At 40.5% G+C, this 19,952-nt stretch carries 14 protein-coding genes and 1 pseudogene; 6 read left to right on the top strand and 9 right to left on the bottom strand.

Going from position 1 to position 19,952, the window contains the following annotated elements:
* Positions 1 to 63: 63 nt before the first annotated feature.
* The 7 genes from era to rplI form a co-directional block, all read right to left on the bottom strand.
* Positions 64 to 1,128: a GTPase Era gene (era, locus tag ACWIUO_RS06250; RefSeq protein ID WP_454177051.1), complete on the bottom strand. Its 1,065-nt coding sequence runs from the start codon at positions 1,126 to 1,128 to the stop codon at positions 64 to 66.
* A 3-nt stretch (positions 1,129 to 1,131) separates the two neighbouring features.
* A complete protein-coding gene (locus ACWIUO_RS06245) occupies positions 1,132 to 3,750 on the bottom strand; it encodes a hypothetical protein (RefSeq protein WP_454177050.1) in 2,619 nt (872 codons plus the stop codon).
* Between the two features lie 54 nt (positions 3,751 to 3,804).
* Entirely contained in the window at positions 3,805 to 4,074 is a 270-nt protein-coding gene (locus ACWIUO_RS06240; RefSeq protein ID WP_454177049.1) for a type II toxin-antitoxin system YafQ family toxin, read from the bottom strand.
* The gene (locus ACWIUO_RS06235; RefSeq protein ID WP_454177048.1) at positions 4,067 to 4,282 is read right to left on the bottom strand and encodes a hypothetical protein; all 216 of its coding nucleotides are present in this window, start codon (positions 4,280 to 4,282) and stop codon (positions 4,067 to 4,069) included. Before ACWIUO_RS06235 ends, ACWIUO_RS06240 begins: the two co-directional genes overlap by 8 nt.
* Positions 4,283 to 4,471: 189 nt before the next feature.
* The gene (hslU, locus tag ACWIUO_RS06230; RefSeq protein ID WP_454177100.1) at positions 4,472 to 5,794 is read right to left on the bottom strand and encodes an HslU--HslV peptidase ATPase subunit; all 1,323 of its coding nucleotides are present in this window, start codon (positions 5,792 to 5,794) and stop codon (positions 4,472 to 4,474) included.
* Between the two features lie 70 nt (positions 5,795 to 5,864).
* Positions 5,865 to 6,419, bottom strand: a complete 555-nt coding sequence (hslV, locus tag ACWIUO_RS06225; protein ID WP_454177047.1) for an ATP-dependent protease subunit HslV — start codon at positions 6,417 to 6,419, stop codon at positions 5,865 to 5,867.
* Positions 6,420 to 6,515: 96 nt separating this feature from the next.
* On the bottom strand, positions 6,516 to 6,965 hold the full coding sequence (gene rplI, locus ACWIUO_RS06220) for a 50S ribosomal protein L9 (protein ID WP_454177046.1): 450 nt from the start codon (positions 6,963 to 6,965) through the stop codon (positions 6,516 to 6,518).
* A 182-nt stretch (positions 6,966 to 7,147) separates the two neighbouring features.
* Here rplI and ACWIUO_RS06215 point away from each other — a divergent pair, with 182 nt between their 5' ends.
* The 6 genes and pseudogenes from ACWIUO_RS06215 (at position 7,148) to ACWIUO_RS06190 (ending at position 16,791) form a co-directional block, all read left to right on the top strand.
* Positions 7,148 to 8,041, top strand: coding sequence for a M48 family metallopeptidase (locus tag ACWIUO_RS06215; RefSeq protein WP_454177045.1), 894 nt, complete (start codon positions 7,148 to 7,150; stop codon positions 8,039 to 8,041).
* Positions 8,042 to 8,404: 363 nt separating this feature from the next.
* Positions 8,405 to 9,685, top strand: coding sequence for a citrate synthase (locus ACWIUO_RS06210; RefSeq protein WP_454177044.1), 1,281 nt, complete (start codon positions 8,405 to 8,407; stop codon positions 9,683 to 9,685).
* 533 nt (positions 9,686 to 10,218) lie between these two features.
* Positions 10,219 to 11,706, top strand: coding sequence for a TolC family protein (locus tag ACWIUO_RS06205; protein WP_454177043.1), 1,488 nt, complete (start codon positions 10,219 to 10,221; stop codon positions 11,704 to 11,706).
* 73 nt (positions 11,707 to 11,779) lie between these two features.
* A pseudogene (locus ACWIUO_RS06200) lies at positions 11,780 to 12,493 on the top strand (efflux RND transporter periplasmic adaptor subunit); the annotation flags it as partial.
* Positions 12,494 to 12,840: 347 nt separating this feature from the next.
* Positions 12,841 to 15,927, top strand: coding sequence for an efflux RND transporter permease subunit (locus ACWIUO_RS06195; RefSeq protein ID WP_454177042.1), 3,087 nt, complete (start codon positions 12,841 to 12,843; stop codon positions 15,925 to 15,927).
* A 99-nt stretch (positions 15,928 to 16,026) separates the two neighbouring features.
* The gene (locus tag ACWIUO_RS06190; protein ID WP_454177041.1) at positions 16,027 to 16,791 is read left to right on the top strand and encodes a hypothetical protein; all 765 of its coding nucleotides are present in this window, start codon (positions 16,027 to 16,029) and stop codon (positions 16,789 to 16,791) included.
* Positions 16,792 to 16,949: 158 nt separating this feature from the next.
* Here the strand turns inward: ACWIUO_RS06190 and lepA are convergent, their stop codons facing one another.
* Positions 16,950 to 18,743: a translation elongation factor 4 gene (gene lepA, locus ACWIUO_RS06185; RefSeq protein ID WP_454177040.1), complete on the bottom strand. Its 1,794-nt coding sequence runs from the start codon at positions 18,741 to 18,743 to the stop codon at positions 16,950 to 16,952.
* A gap of 43 nt (positions 18,744 to 18,786) precedes the next feature.
* Positions 18,787 to 19,386, bottom strand: coding sequence for a methionine ABC transporter permease (locus ACWIUO_RS06180; RefSeq protein WP_454177099.1), 600 nt, complete (start codon positions 19,384 to 19,386; stop codon positions 18,787 to 18,789).
* Positions 19,387 to 19,952 lie beyond the last annotated feature (566 nt).

Here is a 19,952-nt window from a genome sequence, read left to right as displayed (position 1 = left end):
GCCGTAGCAATGGCATAATAATCGTGCGAAAACCCTATATTAAGCCCTAAATTTTGCGCAAAATCACAAGTCAAAATTATAACCTAATCTTTGTAAATCTTTTTTGCTTTTTGCCCACTCTTTGCGGACGACTACGCTAAGGCGTAAAAATATTTTTTGGGCTAGGATTTGTTCGATTTTTTGTCTTGCACAAATGCTTATGCGCTTGATTGCGCTACCATTTTTGCCAACTACGATTAGCTTTTGGCTTTGCTTTTCTACGAGTATGCGAGCGGTGATATGCGTGGTGTGAGATGTTGCATTTGGCTTATCATCTGGCTCTGTAAATGATAAAATCTCAACATCGCTTTGGTAGGGAATCTCATCGCTACAAAGGTTAAAAACCGCTTCTCTTATCGCTTCTTTGGCGATTTGTCTGCTTGTGTGAGTGGTTAGCAAATCCTCATCATAAAGTGCTGGCGAGCGAGGCAAAATCTCACAAATAGATTCTAGGAATGTTTCTAAATTTATACGCTTTTTTACGCTTAATGGCACAAGGGCGTAAAATCTATCGCTAAAACGAGAAAAAAGAGAAATATATCGCGCTAGATTATCGCTATTTGCGCTATCAATCTTGCTAATTACCACAATATGTTTTTTGTCATAGTTTGCCAAAAACTCCTCATAATGCTTCAAATCATCGCCAAAAGCGCACATAAACGCGCAAATATCGCAATCCCCTATCGCTTTTATGGTGGATTGTAGCATAAACTGATTTAGCAATTTTTCACGCTTGTGGATTCCGGGCGTATCGATAAAAACGATTTGGCAATGCTCGCTTTTTGTGCTTTGGCTAGAATCATTTGTGTTTGTAGATTTTGGCTTGGTGGTGTAGGGGACAATAAAGTGCATAATGCTACGCGTGGCGTTTGCTTTGTGTGAGACTAGGGCTAGATTTTCGCCACTTAGGGCGTTTAGCAGGCTAGATTTTCCTGCGTTTGGTCGCCCGATGAGCGCGACAAATCCCGCTTTTGTTACTTCATTTTTCTCATTTTTAGTGATTTTGTTTGTTTGATTTTTTGTTGGATTTTGTGCCATTTGGCTTTTTTGGCTTTTTGGATTGCTGTTTTTTTGCGTTTTTTGAGGCATTGTTTATTCCTCTAAAAATCCGTATTCATAGATTTTGGGTTCTAGTTTTTTGGCGAGATTTGAGAGGGCTAGATTTAGGCTAGACATAAGCGCGTTAAAATGCTCATCTTTGCTTGTGGCGTTTAGTTTGCCTTTTTTAGTTTTGCCATTTTCGCCCTCTTTGTCGCTCATTTTGCGCCCTTTGAAAAACTCTTTTATATCATAGAGGCTTGCGTTTGCATTGTAGGGCGCGTAGGGGTTGGCTAGGCTTTGTGGGGAGGTTTTATCGCTTGCGCTTGCGTGGTAATATTTCCAAATCTCTTGCCCTGCTTTAAAAACTGCCTTTGCTTGCTCGCTAAACTCTAGGGGGGCTTGCGGGGTAAAGTCTTTGGATTCTACATAAAGGCTTGATTCTTTGAAGCCTTGTGGTTTTGGCGATTGAGGTTTGATTTTGCCATTGATAAAGTCGTGTAAAAAATGCGAAGTGAAGCTAGATTTTGCATTGACTTCCTTTTCGCTAAATGGGATAAAGTGGTTTATGGATTCTACCCCACCCCCTTTATCCACCTCCGCAATGGAGGGGGAATTTTTGGTAGAATCTCCACGCGCAAGGGAGGGGGAAATATTTGCGCTAATGCGATTTTGGGAGTGAAAGAGGGCGAATGCTAGGCAATCGTTTTGAAATTCTTTGTCTTTTTGCCATTTTTTATTTGGATAGAGAAATTGGTCTCTGTCGTTTATCCAAGAGGCTTTGATTGCTTGACGCACGGCGATATAAACGCTAGATTGAATCAAATTATACTCATTTATCCACATACCGCGCGGATTTACAACTTGCCTTTTTTGATTGACAAGATAAATTATGTTGTTATGCTGAAAATCATTGCCGTTGATTCCATCAAGCCAGCCTACGCTTTTTGCATTGTTTTTGTATTTATTTATCCATTTATTGATAACCTTATTTTTTTTAAATAGATAAAAATTCTTTTTGCCGTTTCGTTTATTGCTTTCATTAAAAATATCCACTTTTATTTTTTTGATTTCTTTTTTATCGCCTAGATTCCACACTAAAAAGCCGATAGGGAATTGCCCATTGACATTATCAAAAGTATGGGCAGGACAAATAAAACCTTTTAAAAATTTTGCCTTAAATTCTTTTCTAAAATTTGCAAAAGCACTGCCTTGTATATGTTTTAATTTTGAAAAACTGCCCAAAATGCAGTTTGGGATTTCCTTATAGATTCGTATAAAAAACTGCGCAAAAAGCTCACGCCCCGCTGTTTGTAAAATATCTTTGTATTTAGAATGTATTGCCGATAAATTCACGCCTTTTTTGCCTTGAGGTTTTTTGCTAGAAACTTCCGCATACGGAGGATTGATAAAGACGACTAACTTTTGTGGCGTGTTTTTGATGATATGTTGCAAGGATTTTGGGAGCTTTGATTCTGCTAAAATCTCGCCATTTTTATCTATCGTGTCAAACAACTCATCATTTAAAAAATCAAATTGGAAAATATGCTCCTCGCAGAGATTTGCGCCATTGTGTATGCGCTCTTTGATGATGTCTATGTCGGCTTTATCTATCGTGCTTGCGTAAATTTTGTATTTATCGCTTAGATTTGCTAGTAGATTGCCAGTCCCTGCGGCACAATCCCAAATATAATACTCATCTTGCCAATCCTCCCCTAAGGCTAATGCTAGATAATCTTGTGCTTTTTGCACCCAAATTTGCGGGGTAAAATACGCTCCCTTGCGCTCTCTAATGTCTTGAGGCACAAGCAAATCGCGCCGCTTAATGATATAATCCCAAAATTCCTCTTTGGGCGGTCGCTCATAGATATTCCAAAACTTGCTATGCGCTTTTTGGCTATCTTTAAAAAACACTTCGCCAATGTTTAGCCTGCCACTTTTTAGCTTCTCTAAGGCGATACGATAGTGGTCTTTGCTTAGCAAGATTCTAAGGTTTTCATAGATTGCTTTGGTGGTGTTATCATAGCTTAGCAAATCTGCGAGATAAAAATCGCTATCCAAAATCTCTGGCTTCTCCGCCTCCCAATCAATGCTAATGCTAGGCTTCACAGCGTTTAGCCATTTGGCGTAAATAGCGATAAAGTTGTTTTTGGTTATGGTGATTTTGGAGAGATTTTTGTTGTTTAGTGTGAAATTTGTAGCGATGAAATTTTGTAGTTCTGCGTTGTCTTGCGCAAAATCAAAAATAAGGCTTTTTGATTCTAAAAGGCTTTTGATTTTGGCGTGGAGTTGCTTAAATTCCTTCGTGGTGTAATCACTTGGGGCTACATTCCAATTAAAATCATTTTGGTTAAACACGGTCATTATTTCGTGGTATTCGATAAAGGCGATTTTCTCACAATCAAACGCGCCCAAAAACGCGGGCGGTAGCATATCCTCATACAAATCCGCCTTGCCGATAGTCAAAATCAGCTGGACAAATGAGGTGTAAATATCGCTTTTGCCCTTTTTTGCCTCTGCCCATAGGAATTGTAAAGATTCTGTGTCGTATCGGTAGCTTATGCAAAAGTCGATTTTGCCAAATGGCTCGTAATCAAATGTCGCAAAAAATTCCTTTGCTACGCGTGCTTTAAGTGCCTCTTCGCTAATGTCAAGGGGGAAGTATGGTTGCATTTTTGTCCTTTTGGGTTTTGGGTGATTAAAACTTGTGAGTAAAGATTTTGTAGCTCAGAATAGCTCGCTATGTGAGCCTACACGCAAGCAGGTAAGCACCAAAATATCATCGTGCTTTTTGTAGATAAGTAGCAAATCTGGCTCTATGTGGCACTCTCTTGAGCCTTTATAGATTCCTTGCAATGCGTGGTCTTTGTATTTTGCCTCCAAAATCTTGCCACTTTCTAGTTTCTCAATCACGCTATCTACAATTTCAGCCTTGCCCTGCTTAGCAATTTTTTTATAATCTTTTTTAAATCTGCTTGTCCAATCAACTTTATACATTTAACAACGCCTTTTTTGCCTCTTTCCACGAATTATAAGGCTTTCTTTTGCCTTTTTTGATGTCTTTTATGATTTTTTCACTCTCAATAATCGCTTCAAGCGTTTCAATGTTTGGACTTTTTAGGACTTTTAGCTTTTTGTTAAAGCCTTTTAAACTCTCAATCACGCGTAAAGTTTCAACATTTGCATTTTCTATAATCAAAGTCATTGTATGCTCCTTAATGTTTATTTTGAGATTATAGCCAAATCGCGTATTTGTTTAGTTTTGCTATGCGTTTTTGACTTCATCTTAACTTTGCAAAAATTTGCAAAATTTCACAAAAACTTCACAAAAACTTCGCAAAATTTACCAAAATCTACCCTTCAAATCCACCCACCAAAATTTACACGCCAAAATTTACAAAATATAGCGCGACATATCCGCATTTTCTACAAGATTTGAGAGTTTTTGCTCGATTAGGGATTTGTCTATTTTGATTTTGGGGCTTTTTTTGGCGTATTCATCTGCGCTAAAGCTAATATCCTCAAGCACGCACTCTAGCACAGTGTGAAGCCTCCTAGCTCCTATGTCCTCTGTTTTTTGGTTTGCAAGATATGCAAAATGTGCCAACGCCTCCAACGCCTCCACTTCAAATTCAATCTCTAGCCCCTCTACGCTAAGTAAATGCTGATATTGCGTGATAAGCGAGTTTTTAGGCTGGGTTAGAATCTTTAGCATTGTCTCTTCGCTTAGCGAATCTAGCTCCACGCGCAGTGGGAATCTCCCCTGAAGCTCTGGGATTAAATCACTTGGCTTGCTTAGATGAAATGCCCCTGCTGCTACAAATAAAATATAATCTGTTTTTATGTTGCCAAATTTCGTAGCGACATTGCTGCCCTCTATTATGGGGAGCAAATCGCGCTGCACGCCCTCTTTGCTAGGGTCAGCCCTAGAATCCTTGCTAGAAGTGGCGATTTTGTCAATCTCATCGATAAAAATCACTCCGCTAGATTCAGCCCTTTTTAAGCCTTCAAGTTTGATTTCCTCCATATCTAGCGTGTGTTCTTGTGCTTCGGTTTTTAGGGCTTGTTTTGCTTCTTTTATAGTGAGTGTTTTTTTGATACTCTCACTTTTGCTAAGCACTTTGATTATGGATTCTTGGACTTTGATGATGTCTGGGGGCATACCATTTTCTAGCTCATTTAGCTCGCCTTTTTTGGATATTTCTATGTCGATTTTTAGATGGTCATTTTCGCCTTTTATTACCTTTTGGCGCATTTTGGCAAAGCTTGTTTCATACTCGCGTTTTTTGTCCTCGCTTACGCTATTTGGCAGGGGTGGGAGCAGGGCTCGCGTGATTTTATCGATGATATAATCTTGGATTTTTTGCTCATTTTTGCTTTGGTATTCTTTTTGGACTAGGGCGATACTAGCATTTACCAAATCCCGCACCATAGATTCTACATCTCTCCCCACAAAGCCCACTTCTGTATATTTGCTAGCCTCTACTTTGACAAATGGCAGGTGCATTATTTTTGCCATTCGTCTTGCGATTTCGGTTTTGCCAACGCCTGTTGAGCCTATCATCAAAATATTTTTAGGCGTGATTTCTTCTTGCACTTCTTTTGGCAAATTCATACGGCGGTAGCGATTGCGCAGGGCGATTGCGATGGCTTTTTTGGCTTCATTTTGCCCGATTATGTATTCGTCTAAAAACTCTACGATTTGCTTAGGCGTCATTTGCAGATTTGGATTTTGCAAATTTGTTGTTTGCAAAGTCGTTGTTTGTGGATTTTGATTTTGTGGATTTTCATTTGTCATTTTCTAGCTCCAAAATTTTGATATTTTCATTGGTATATATGCAAATCTCACTAGCGATTTTTAGCGATTCTTGCACGAGCATTTTTGGCTCTATGTTGGCGTGTCTATCAAGCGCGCGCGCAGCACTTAGCGCGTAGTTTCCACCACTGCCTATGGCTGCGATTTTGCTATCCTCTGGCTCTAGCACATCGCCACTGCCACTTAGGATAAAGATTTTTTGCGTGTTTAGCACTATCATCATCGCTTCTAGTTTGCGCAAATATTTATCACTCCTCCATAGCTTTGCAAACTCCACCACCGAGCGCATCAAATCCCCCTTTTTGCCCTCCAAAATCCGCTCAAAGCTATCAAACAAACTAAACGCATCAGCCGTGCTTCCTGCAAATCCGCTCAAAATCTGCCCATTATAAAGCGTGCGGATTTTGGTAGCATTGCCTTTTAGCACGCAGTTGCCAAAGCTTACTTGCCCATCGCCACCGATGATGGCGCATTTTTTGCCATTATGCTCGCCCAAATAGCCTAATATTGTCGTTGCGTGAAACATTTTTTCTCCTAGATTTTGTATTTTTTCGCGTTATGTTTTTGCGTATATTTTGCGTTGGTAATCCATAAAATTGCAAATCCATAAAATAAGTAGAATCTAAAATCTAGATTCTACCACTTGGAGTTTTAGCGTGGCATTTACGCCTTCTCCTAGCTTTATTGCTATTTCAAAATCCCCGATTTGTTTGATAGCGTCTTTGATTTCTATGTGTTTTTTATCGATTTCTATGCGGTGTTGTGTTGCTAGCTGGGTAGCGATTTCTTCTTTTGTGATAGAGCCAAATAGCGTGCCATTATTTGCTTTTTTTTCAATGGTGATTTTTAGTGCATTTAGCTTATCGGCTAGCCCTTTTCGCTTAGCAGATTCTAGGGCTTTTTGCTCGGCTAGGGCTTTTTGCTGGGCTTTGTATTTGTTTATGACTTCATTAGTGGCGTGTTTGGCTTTGTTTTTGGCGATTAAGAAATTTTGCCCATAGCCGTCTTTGACTTCGCACACTTCGCCTTTTTTGCCAAGCCCTTTTATGTCTTCTAGTAGCAATACTTTCATTTTATGTCCTTTTTTGTGGGATTGCATTTGTTGTTTGTTTAGTGTTGGGATTTGAAGTTGATAATTTTACCAAAAGTATGAAAAATCTATTGCTTAAAATTTGCCCTGCAAATGCAAAGCAAGAAAATCAAAGCGCGCAAATCAAACCAAAATCAATATCAAAAATATCAAAAAGGGTGGCTATGCTTTATAATAAACCAATCAATTTGTTGAATTATAATGAACGAAATTTGTTTAGCGTGGATTCTAAAGGCGAGATTGATTTTGAGCCTAGTGAGGAATTTTTGGTGTTTGAGGGGCGCAAAATCTTGCTAAAAAGCAAGATAAAGGGGCGAGGGTTTAGGCTTGGAATCTCACTGCTAAAAAAAACAAAGACACAACATCTAGCAAGCAAAATCAAAATAATGCTAAGCCACCCAAAAAATGCAAGACACGAAGATATAATGGAATTTTTACAAAAGCACAACAAATGGATAGCAAAAATTTGTGCAAACTATGAAAAAGAAATCCTAGATTCAAACCAAATCATAGAATCCCATAATGATGAGGTGCTACTTTTTGGCGAGTGGGTAAGCAAAGAAACTCTACTTCAAAGGGCGCAAACTTGTGAGAGGATATATACGATTTGCAAAGGGCTTGCTAGTAGGGATAGGGTTTCGCCATATTCGATAAATTCTACTTTGGAAAATCCTTCAAAGCCACCAAAAAAGCCCAAAAAACCAATGACAACAAAGCAGTTATTGACCCAGCAATTACTTTTTTATGTCGCTTGTCGCACCAAAGAAATAGCCGAGCAAATGGGGCTAGAGTATGGCAAAATCATCATTAGAGATACGGTTAGTCGCTTTGGGAGCTGCACGGAAAATCGGCTTAGTTTTTCACTGCTACTTGTGTGCGCTAAAAAAGAGCAAATCGATTATGTGATAATCCACGAGCTATCACATATCGTGCATAAAAATCATTCAAGCAGATTTTGGAATCTTGTGGCTACTTATTGCCCGCAGTGGAATGAATTGCGAAAATCCTTAAAGCAAGATTACGCGCTTTTTCGCAATTTTTTGCAAGCCATAGAATAATTTGCAAGCCCTAGAGTAATTAGAGAATAAAATCTTTTGTGCAAAAACTTTTTGCACAAAATCTTGCAAAATCTTAGAATCTACTTAGAATTTATTTAGAATCTAAGTCGCTAGATTTTGTGGTTTATTTTGTGATTATTTTGCGATTAGATTTTGTTATGAGAGGTTGTGGCTAGATTTTGGCAAAATCTTATGTTGCTTTTTGGTATAAGGGTTTTTAAGATTTTGGCAAATAGTTACGATTTTGGACATTTGGCAGAAAACTTTGCAAAAAGTCAAACAAAAATTTACTTGTAATAATAAAATCGTGTTATGCTATTTTCCACAGAGAGATTCTCTAAATCTACATAAAAAGGAAGTCAAATGGGCAACATTACTCTTACCAACAACGAAACCAAGCAAAGTTACGATTTTGAGCTAATCCAATGCACTCGCGGACCAAAAGCGATAAATTTCTCCAAACTTTTTGAAACTACGGGGATTTTTGCTTATGACCCGGGCTATGGTAGCACGGCAGGCTGCACTTCAACGATTAGCTATGTAAATGGCAAAGATGGCGAATTGCTCTATCGTGGGCAGGCGATACAGGATTTGGTAGAAAAATACAAATTTACCGACATTTGTAAATTACTCATTAGTGGCGAGCTACCCAAAGGCAAAGATGAATCACTAGAATTTGACTTAGAGCTGCGACATAGGAGCTTTTTGCACGAGCGATTGAAGGGAATCTTTAGCGTATTTCCAGATTCTGCGCATCCTATGGCGACACTTTGTGCGCTTGCCTCCGTGCTAGCCACGCTATATCAAGACCACAAAGAAATGGACGATGAAGATGACTATCAAACAATGGCAAATCGTATGGTGGCAAAAATCCCCACAATGATAGCGTTTTGCTATCGCAATTCTGTGGGTGCGCCTTTTGTCGAGCCAGATGTAAGCAAAAGCTATGTGGAAAATTTTTTATATATGCTTCGGGCGTATCCACACGGGCGATTTAAGCAATCTAAAAAAGGCGAGTTAGAAACCACTCCGCTTGAAATAGAGGCGTTGGATAAGATTTTGATTTTGCACGCTGACCACGGGCAAAATGCTTCCACGACTACCGTGCGCAATGTCGCCTCAACAGGCGTGCATCCTTACGCTGCGATTGCTTCGGGGATAAACGCGCTATGGGGACCAGCACACGGCGGGGCAAACGAAGCGGTGCTAAGCCAGCTAGCCCAAATCGGCGATGTCAAAAATGTAGAAAAATTTGTCGCAAAAGCAAAGGACAAAAACGACCCATTTAGGCTAATGGGCTTTGGACATCGCGTGTATAAAAGCTACGACCCACGCGCAAAAGCCATCAAAAGCCTAAAAAATGAGCTTGATAAAAAAGGCATAAAAATGGACGCAAGACTTAGCGATATAGCTGAAAGGCTAGAAGAAGTCGCGCTAAGTGATGATTATTTCAAAGAGCGCGGATTGTATCCAAATGTGGATTTTTATAGCGGAATCATTCTAACCGCACTAAAAATCCCTACAAATCTATTTACGCCGATTTTTGTGCTAGGGCGAATGCCGGGCTGGTGTGCCCAGCTAATCGAGCATACCAAATCAGGTGCTAGAATCACGCGTCCTAGACAAGTGTATCTTGGGAAATAATTACGCGTTTTTGGTGTTATGATTGTTGCACGCATTGTGTTTTTTATAAAATCTGCAATGCGTGTATTTTTTATTGCGTGCTTTTTTTGATTTTTATTGATTTTTGTCATCGCGCTTAGGTGAGTGCGAGTGATAAAATCCGCTTTTTGTAGATTTTACTTTTTTTGATTCTTGCGACAAACCCCGCTTTTTTTTGACAAACCCACATATTCTTTGCAATAAACCTGCATATTTTTTTTGACAAACCTGCAAAAATATTTTTTTTATCAATTTATTGCATAGCGACTTTTTTTGCAAAATCGTTGTGAAAAAAAACATTATCGCAAAATATTATTGCAAAATTTGAGTGCAAAAACTTGAGCGCAAAACTTGTGTGCGTAATACAAAAAATACAAAATAGTTGTATATGCAACTATTTTACAATCGATTAAACAAAAATGTGCTATACTGCGACCACTTGTTAGTTTGCAATATTTGCAGTATTTGCAATGTTTTGAATCGTTTTTAAGTTTATTGTTTTTAGGAGAATTGCTATGTGTTTGTTTTTGCGTTTTTTGGGAGTGGCGTTTGCAAGTTTGTTTAGCATTGTTGCAAGTCCGCTTTGTGCTACTCCAAATCCAATCCAAAATCCTATTTCAAATTCGCTAGATTCTAGCCTAGATTTTGGTGAAAATAAAGATAATGCTCTAAATTCTGCGTTTGGCTCTCTTGCGAAAGAAGAGCAACTAGCAAATGAGTATTCCTCTCAAAATCTACAAGATGAAGTGGATTCTCTACTAAAAGAATCCAAACACCAAGTAAGCCTAAGCGAGCTTTTAGAAGCGGCAAAAAGTAATGATTATTTGCAAGCCCAGCTACTCCAAGTAGAATCCAATCGCCAAATCGCCCGTGTAGCAAAGATAGGCTTTATCCCACAACTTGATGTAAGCTATGGTTTGCAGCACGATTATGGAAGCATTGATGGGCAGACAAAATTTGGGCAAAGAGGTAACTATCGCACGCAAAATCTAAACGCTAGATTTTCGCTTGATTTGTTTAGCGGATTTAGCACGATAAATCTTATAAGAGAGAGGGCTGCGACATATCGCTCATCTGTGGCAAACGCCGAATACGCAAAGCAAAGTATCTACCTCCAAGTAATCCAAGAATATTACAGCTATTTTAATAACCTATCCCAACTACTATCCCTAAAGCGCAAATATGAAGAGGTGCGCTCAGATGAAACGCGTGTAAAAAAGCTATATAGCGCGGGACTATCCACCATCGATGATTTAGAATCCTTGCGTTCTCAACTATCCCTCACAGAGTATCAAATCGCAGATATGAAACTAAGTGTGGAGCAAAATCTACTTATGCTTCGTTATCTTACAAATTTAGATTTTGATGGACTATCTAGGCAGGATATTGCCACGCCTAGACTTAGTAGCGAGGAGCAAAGGCAAGATATTATCGCTTTATCCGAGCAGACAAAGGCATTAGAATTTCAAAAGCGACAATATCATTTTTATCCCACCATTAGCCTAGCAGATACTTATAGTTATAGGATAGAAGCACCAGCGTTTATAAATGACGCAAGTAATCCACAAATGGAGTTTTTTAAAGCGATGTATCCAGACCACTCAAACACCATTTCGCTAACCGCGACATTTCAGGTATTTGACAAAATCTCTGTTGGATTTCAACGCCAAAGCTACCAGCTAAACAAACTATCCAAACAAAAAGAGCTAGCCTATAAGCAAGCCGAAAAACAAAAAGATGAAGCGTTGTATCGCAAGCGACTAGAAATCGCCAAAAGTCAAATCCGCTCATCGCAAGCAAGCCTAAAATCTGCCAATATTTCGTTTGAAAATGTGCGCAAGCGATACAACTCACAATTAGTCAATTTCACAGACTACCTGCGCTCACTTAGCACCAAGTATGACGCAGAATCCACTTACAACCAAGCCTTAAACAACTACGAATTGCAAAAAGCAAACTATATTTTTTATAGCGGACAGCAAATAGAGGAGTATGTCAAATAACCTAATGCGCGAAAACATAGCGTGCCAAATATCGCACAAAAATAGCGCAAAATGTCGCATAAGATAAGGAGTGATGATGAGGATTTTATTGGCGAGTTTGTTTGTAGCGTTTTGTTTGGGGGGCAAAATCTATGCAGAAGATGTGTATGCGGTGTTTAATGTCAAAGCAATCAAAGATGCAAATTTAGCCATAGATGTGAGTGGCGTGGTGGAAAAAATCTTTGTCGATGTGGATAGCGAGGTAAAAAAAGGAGCGCAACTTTTAATCCTAGATAACAAAGACAAAGCAGCCCAACTAGAATCCATAAAGCAACAATATCTCTTTGCCAAAGCCCAATGGGAGCGATACGCCAAAAGCGCGGATGCTGTGGATAAAAACACCCTAGACCAACAAAAATCAAACTTCAAAAAACTAGAAGCAGACTACCAATACTACCAATCAATGTATAACAAAAGCGTGTTGCGTGCACCCTTTGATGGCGTAATCGCTGAAAAAAAAATCGAAGTAGGCGATGGGGTAGGGGGGACTAGCACGGCGTTATTTCGGCTTGTGAGTGCGGAAAAAAAGCTAGTCTTGCAGTTTGATTCTAAGCATTTAGACAAAGTCAAAGTAGGCGATAGCTTTGAATACTCAATCGATGGCACAAATAGCAAAGGCAGCAAACAATCTGTAACTATCAACAAAATCTACCCCACAATCGATAAATCCACCCGCAAAGCCACCGCAGAAGCTAGCGCGCCAAGTAGCCTAAAACCCGGACTTTTTGGAGATGGTTTTATCAAAACAACTAAAATCAATGCTCAACATTTGCCGAGTATGCAAAATCCCCAAAATCCACAAGAAAAACAGCAGATTTTGCAAAATCCGCAAAATCCGCAAAATCCGCAAAATATCCAAAATCCACAAATCCCACAAAATAAAGCCCAAACAAATGGGAATCCACCAAGCAAAAATGCTCCAAACAATGGCATTCAACGATAGTTTGGTTTCTACGATTTTGCGTGCAAATCAAAAAATATCAAAGTCAAAAAGCCCAAAATCTAAAATTTCAAAATCCAAAAATCTAAATAAAGACTAAGGCATAGCAATGAAACACCAAAAAGCACAAATAACCAACAAAAAGGGAAGCGGTAATGTATAAATTTGCCATAAATCGCCCCATTAGCACGATAATGTTTAGTTTGGGGATTATGTTTTTTGGCGTGCTAGGGCTAAAAAAACTCCCCGTTGCGCTGTGGCCTAATATCGATTTTCCTATCGTGATGATTTCTACTGTATATCCGGGGGCTTCTGCTACTACGATTGAGAGCAAGGTAACTGATAAAATCGAAGAGCAAGTGCTAGGAATCGATGGAATCAAAAATGTAACCTCTGTAAGCTCACGAAATACAAGCCTTGTAATCGTGCAGTTTCAGCTAGAAAAACCCATAAGCGAAGCGGTAAATGATGTCATAAACAAAGTCTCTTCGGTGTATTTCACAGACGCGGAGATACGAAAGCCATCGATTGACAAAATCGATACCAATGGACAGGCAATCATTTCGCTTTTTGTTAGCTCGACTACGCATTCTGCGCCAGAGCTTATGAAGCACGCAGATACAATCATAAAACCCCAGCTCCAAAAAATCAGTGGCGTAGGTGGCGTGCAGCTAAACGGATATAGAGAGCGACATATCCGCGTATATCCAGACCCTACTTTGATGGCAAAATATGACATCACTTATAGCCAAATATCCCAAAAACTAGGAAATGAAAATGTCGAAATCGATGGCGGTAAAATCATAAACGCCACGCAACAATTTTCAATCACCATAGATGGCAATAGCCCAAGTGTCGAAAAAGTCGGCAATATCCGTTTGAATGATAATATCTTGCTAAGCGACATAGCCGTAATCGAAGATGGGTTAGAGGAGTATAACACGCACGCCGCGTTTAATGGCGAAGCAGGCGTGATAATGGAAGTGCAAAAAATCGCAGGCTCAAATGACATAGCCATAGCCGATGGTGTCAAAAAGGCATTGCCCATCATAGAATCTGTAAGCGCGGGGTATAATATCCGCCCGTTTTTGGATACTACAGATTTTATCAAAGAATCTATCCACGATATTGAGTTTGATTTGATTTTGGGTGGGATTTTGGCAGTGCTTGTAGTATTTGTATTTTTGCGAAATCTAACCATTACGCTAGTGTCTGCTATCTCGCTTCCTATTTCGGTGCTAGGGACATTTGCGCTAGTGCAGGCTATGGGATTTTCGCTAAATATGCTTACGATGATGGCTATCACGCTTTCCATTGGAATCATCATCGATGACGCCATAGTCGTCATCGAAAATATCTACAAAAAGCTAGAAGAGGGCAAACAAAAAAGAGAAGCAGCCTATGAGGGCGTGCGCGAAATCGCATTTGCGATTTTTGCCATTTCGGCGATGCTTTTATCGGTGTTTGTCCCTGTGGGAAATATGTCTGGCATTATTGGCAAATTTTTCCAAAGTTTTGGGATTACAGTTGCGCTTGCTATCGGGATTTCATACATTGTGGTGATGAGTGTTATCCCTATGGTTAGCTCTCTTATCGCAAGCCCAAAACAAAGTGCGTTTTATACCAATACCGAGCCGTATTTTGTGGCATTGCAAGATTTTTATGCACGCACGCTACAAGTGGTAATGCAAAAAAAGATTTTGGTTTCTTTGGGCGTGTTTGCGGTGTTTGCAGGCTCTATCTTTTTGGCAATCAAGCTAGGAATGGAATTTATGCTAAAAGAGGATAGAAGTCAAGTGTATTTTTGGGTGCAAACAAACCCCGGGATAAGTATCTATGAGATGCGTGCAAAAACTGAAGCATTGCAAAAAGAAATAATGAAAGATAGCGCAAATGTGGAATACTCCACCATACAAGTAGCCTATGGACAAACCCAAAACGCTCACAAATCCAAAATCTATGTCCGCTTAAAAGAGCGCAAAGAGCGCAAAATCGACCAATTTGTATGGATGCGCGAAATGGGCAAAAGGCTTTATGCTTTGAGAGAATCTAGCGGGCTTACTATCACTCCCGCAGAAGTCCCGCTTATGAATGGCGGGGATAATTCCGCGCTTCAAGTCGCCATATACGCGCCAGAGCAAAGGCTAGTCGATGAGAGTGCAGCAAAGCTAAAACATCTATTATTTCACGATGAGAGGTTGAAGGGCAAAATAGTTGATTACCACGAAAATAGCTCGGATTGGCAGCCTGAATATCGATTGAGAGTGATTCGCGCAAATGCAAATGAATACGGCGTAAGCGCGCAAGATATAGGGCGCGCTATTAGCACGGCTTTTTCGGGCGAAACGCAAGTGGCGTATTATAGGGAAAATGGCAAAGAGTATAAAATCACTTTGCGCGTGCCAGATGAGAAGCGAATGAGTGTGGAGGACATAAAGCGCATACAGATTCCAAACAAAAACGGCGATATGATGTTTTTGGAAGGTTTGGTTGAGATAGAGGAGGGCAAAACCCCCACTACTATCAATCGCTATAACCGCCAGCGAAGCATAATGCTCTATGCCAACACCGCCACAAAGCCAAATGGCAAAAAATATCCGCTAAGCGAAATCTTACAAATACTTGAAGACACAAAAGGCGAATGGCTAACACAGGGCGCGACATACTCTCTAAGCGGGGAGGCAGAAAATCTAGCCGAGACGGGAGAGGCATTTGGCATAGCGGTGGCTACGGCGTTTGTGCTGATATATTTGATTTTGGCTGCATTGTATGAATCCATTTTAGAGCCTATTATCATTATGGTAACGATGCCTCTAAGTTTTTCGGGGGCGTTTTTTGCGCTAGGGATTGTAGGGCAGCCTTTTAGTATGTTTTCATTGCTAGGGCTTATACTGCTGATAGGAATGGTGGGCAAAAACGCCACTTTGCTAATCGATGTGGCAAACGAAAAACGAGAAGAGGGGCATAGTGTCGAAAAAGCGATTTTGCTAGCAGGGGAATTGCGACTTCGCCCCATACTTATGACGACTATTGCTATGGTGTTTGGTATGCTACCACTTGCACTTGCCACAGGGGAGGGCAGCTCTATGAAATCCGCTATTGGCATTTGTATGATAGGCGGGCTTATCGTTTCTATGCTTTTGAGTTTACTTATCGTGCCTGTTTTTTATCGGATTTTAGCCCCTATCGATGATAAAATCAAGCGATTTTATCGCGTGAAAAAAGCGCAGAGAATCGCGTAGTTTTTGCGCTATTTTGGGAATGATTTTGTCGATTTGAAATTTTGGTTAATGTTAAAAATTTGTTAAGATTTTTATATGGTGGATTTTATGGATTTTGATTTGAAAAAATTTTTTAGATTTTATCTTGTTTTGGCATTTGCCCTAGCAAATATCGCAGGTGCAAAGCCCACGACAAACCCCAAAACAAACCACAAAAATCTAAAAACAAGCAAGACAAAAAAATCTAGCAAAAACGATATAAATCCATCGCTAAAAGTTACGCTCACACAAGAAGAGATAATCTCCAAAAACGCCAAATTTGATAGCCCTCATCGCATTTTCATAGGTGCGGGTGCGGGCTATGGGATAGAAATGAAAATCCCAAAAAATCCTAGCGCAAATGCCTTAGAAGCAAAAAATATCCTTCAAAGCAGCCAAGAATGGCTACATTTGGGATTTCGCGCAGGGTATGAGTATATGCCTTTGGCACTTAGGCGTTTTTTGGGACTGCGCGTGTATTTGGACTATTTTTTGGGTGTGCGTCCTATCGGGCTAGAGACAATCACTAGCTCTACATTTTTAGCAAATCTAAACGCACAGGGCAAAATCTATGCTTTTAAGCGAGTAGAGATAGGCTGGGCAGGGGGAGTGGGCGTAGGCTATGGCACGCACGATAAGCAAATCTCTACAAACGATGAGCCAAACGCTGATAAAAACACAGATGATGGATTAGGTATTTTTCTAGGAAGTGTGGGGATTTTTGGGATTATCGATAAACGCCATAGAGTAGAGATTAGCTCTAAAATCCCTATTCGCTCATTTGGCGAGAGATTTTATACTTACAAACCATATAGCATTCTTTTTGTGTATGACTATCTTTTTTAGGTAGATTTTTAAGTTTTTTTGACTCAATTTAGTTTAAGTTTTTCTTGTTTGGGCTTTAAGTTATTTTAAGCCAAATAACAATTTAAATACAACGCACCAAGACACAAAATAATAACCTAACTAAAAAATAAGACACAAAATAACGCCCAAAATCCACACTAATCAATCTTAAGCACCGCTAGGAACGCCTCTTGAGGCAAATCCACCTTGCCGATGGCTTTCATTCGCTTTTTGCCCTCTTTTTGTTTTTCTAGCAGTTTGCGCTTGCGCGTGATGTCGCCCCCGTAGCACTTTGCCGTTACATTTTTGCCCATAGATTTCACCGTCTCGCGTGCGATGATTTTGCTCCCAATGCTCGCTTGAATCGCCACTTCAAAGAGTTGTCGCGGGATTAGCCCTTTCATCGCTTCGACTAGCGCGCGCCCCTTTTCTTGCGCCTTGCTTCTATCGACAATGATTGAGAGCGCATCGACTATTTCGTTTGCCACGCGTATATCAAGCCGCACCAAATCCCCTTCGCGTGATTCTATGGGTTCATAGTCAAAGCTCGCATAGCCCTTCGTGCAGGATTTTAGCTTGTCATAAAAATCCATTACGATTTCATTGCTCGGCAGGGCGTATTGCAGTAGCACGCGATTTTGCGTGATATAGTCCATTTTTTCTTGCACGCCACGGCGGTTTGAGAGAAGCGTTATGATATTGCCGACAAACTCGCTGGGGGTTATGATATTTGCCCGCACAAAAGGCTCTTTGATAAATGCGATTTTTTGCACTTCGGGGAGCTCGCTAGGATTTTGCACGCTTAGCACGCTCCCATCGGTGCAATGCACCTCATACACCACGGTGGGCGCAGTGGCGATGAGACTTAGCCCAAATTCGCGCTCCAATCGCTCCTTTACCACCTCCATATGCAGCAGTCCCAAAAACCCAACTCGGAATCCAAAGCCCAATGCCACCGAAGTTTCAGGCTCATAGCTAAGCGCGGAATCATTGAGGGCAAGTTTATTAAGCGCGTCTCGTAGCTCCTCAAATTTGTCCGTTTCAATCGGGTAAAGCCCCGCAAACACAAATGGCTTAGCAGGCATAAATCCCTCAATCGCTTCGCTTGTGGGATTGCTAGAATCTGTAATCGTATCGCCCACGCGCAAGTCATTAAGCGATTTTAGCCCTAGACATACGATACCGATTTCGCCACAAGAGATTTGCTTGGTAGCGATTTTTTGCACGGGGTGGGGATAATAAAGGCTTAGCACCTCGTATTTTTTGCCCGTGCTCATTATCAGCACTTCGCTTCCTTGCGCAAGATTCCCATCTTTTAGTCGCACGAGGGCTAGCGCACCCAAGTAATTATCAAACCACGAATCATAGATTAACGCCTTTGTGGGTGCATTTGGATTCCCACTTGGGGCGGGGATTTTCTCTATTATTGTTTCGATTAGATTTTGGATTCCTACGCCACTTTTGGCACTCACTTGCAGGGCATTCGCACAATCTAACCCTATGCTTTCTTCAATCTCTATGCTGACTTTGAGCGCGTCTGCGGCGGGCAAGTCGATTTTGTTGATGACAGGGAGAATCTCTAAATTATTATCCAGCGCGACATAGACATTTGCAATCGTTTGTGCTTCCACGCCCTGCGTAGCATCGACAACAAGCAACGCCCCCTCACAAGAGCTAAGTGAGCGCGAAACCTCATAGCTAAAATCCACATGACCGGGGGTGTCGATGAGATTGAGCGTGTAAGTCTTGCCTTTGTAGGTGTAGTTTAGTCGCACGCTTTGTGCCTTTATCGTAATGCCTCTCTCTTGCTCTATATCCATAGTGTCCATCATTTGGGCGTGCATTTCGCGCTCACTCACCGCGCCACATACTTGGAGGATTCTATCTGCGAGCGTGGATTTGCCGTGATCGATATGGGCGATGATAGAGAAATTACGGATAAGATTTTGCATTTTACGCCTTTGAATGTGCTTTTAAAAAATATTTATCAAAAGATTAGCGATATTTGCGCAAATGCGCGACTAGAGAATCCCCTATGCCCTGCACGCATTGCACCAAGATAATAATCACAACCACAGTGCTACATAAAATATCAGGCTGATAGCCTTGAAATCCTAGCCGAATGGCTGTATCACCTAGCCCACCAGCCCCTACCGCACCGCCCATAGCCGAGTAGCCTATAAGCCCGATAATGGTGATAACTACGGCATTGCAAATGCTAGGCAGGGCTTCGGCTATCATCATTTTTATTACAGCGATTTTAGAAGCACCTAGACTTAAAGTCGCTTCGATTAGCCCTTTATCCACTTCATCTAGCGCGCCTTCAAAAAGCCTAGCGATAAATGGAATCGCTGCGATTGAAAGCGGGATAATCGCGGCACTAGAGCCAATAGAAGTGCCTACAATCAAGCGCGACAACGGAAGTAGCAAGATGATAAGAATGATAAAAGGAAAAGAGCGGATAATATTTACTATCGAGCCGACAATAGAATTTAGCCATTCACAAGCAAAAATCCTCCCCCTTTTTGTTAGGCAAAGTAGCACCCCCAAAGGCAGCCCAAAAATCACTGCAATAATCGTAGAAATGCTAACCATATAAAGCGTGTCATAAGTGGGGGTGGAAATCTGCGTGTAGTTATAAACTAGCTTTTGAGAAATGAAGTTTTCTAAAATCTTATTGGTGGAATCTTGTGGTTTTTGTGAATTTTGTGGGCTTTGTGGATTTTGCGATTCTTGCGATTCTTGTGTGGATTTTGTGGTATCGGTATGAAAATCTGTAAAATTTTGCATTGATTCTACCTCGCTAGAATCTAGCACAAAATCGCGTAAAATACCGCCAAAATATTTGATGATAGCAGGGCTTACAAAATGCAAAAAATCGCTAAAGGCAGAATCTATATCTTGTGCTTTGTTTTCTAGAAAATGTGAAAATGCGTGCAAAAAATACTTGTTTGATTGTGCGTTTGCCTCTTTAGCCAAATCTAAGGATTCTTGCGGATTTTGTGAGTTTGTAACATCTGATTTTAATAAAACTTCCTCACTATGCCAAAATTTTTCATACGCCACATTGCTAAGTGTGCTTATATCGCGCAAAAATGGCGCAAGACTTAATCCAAACAATAATAAAATCCCAAAAATGATAAGGCAAAATCGCACAAAAA

Source organism: Helicobacter sp. T3_23-1056 (genome assembly GCF_053654535.1).
The sequence above is the reverse complement of the archived record's forward strand: the minus strand, read 5'-3'. Positions and strand labels throughout refer to the sequence as shown.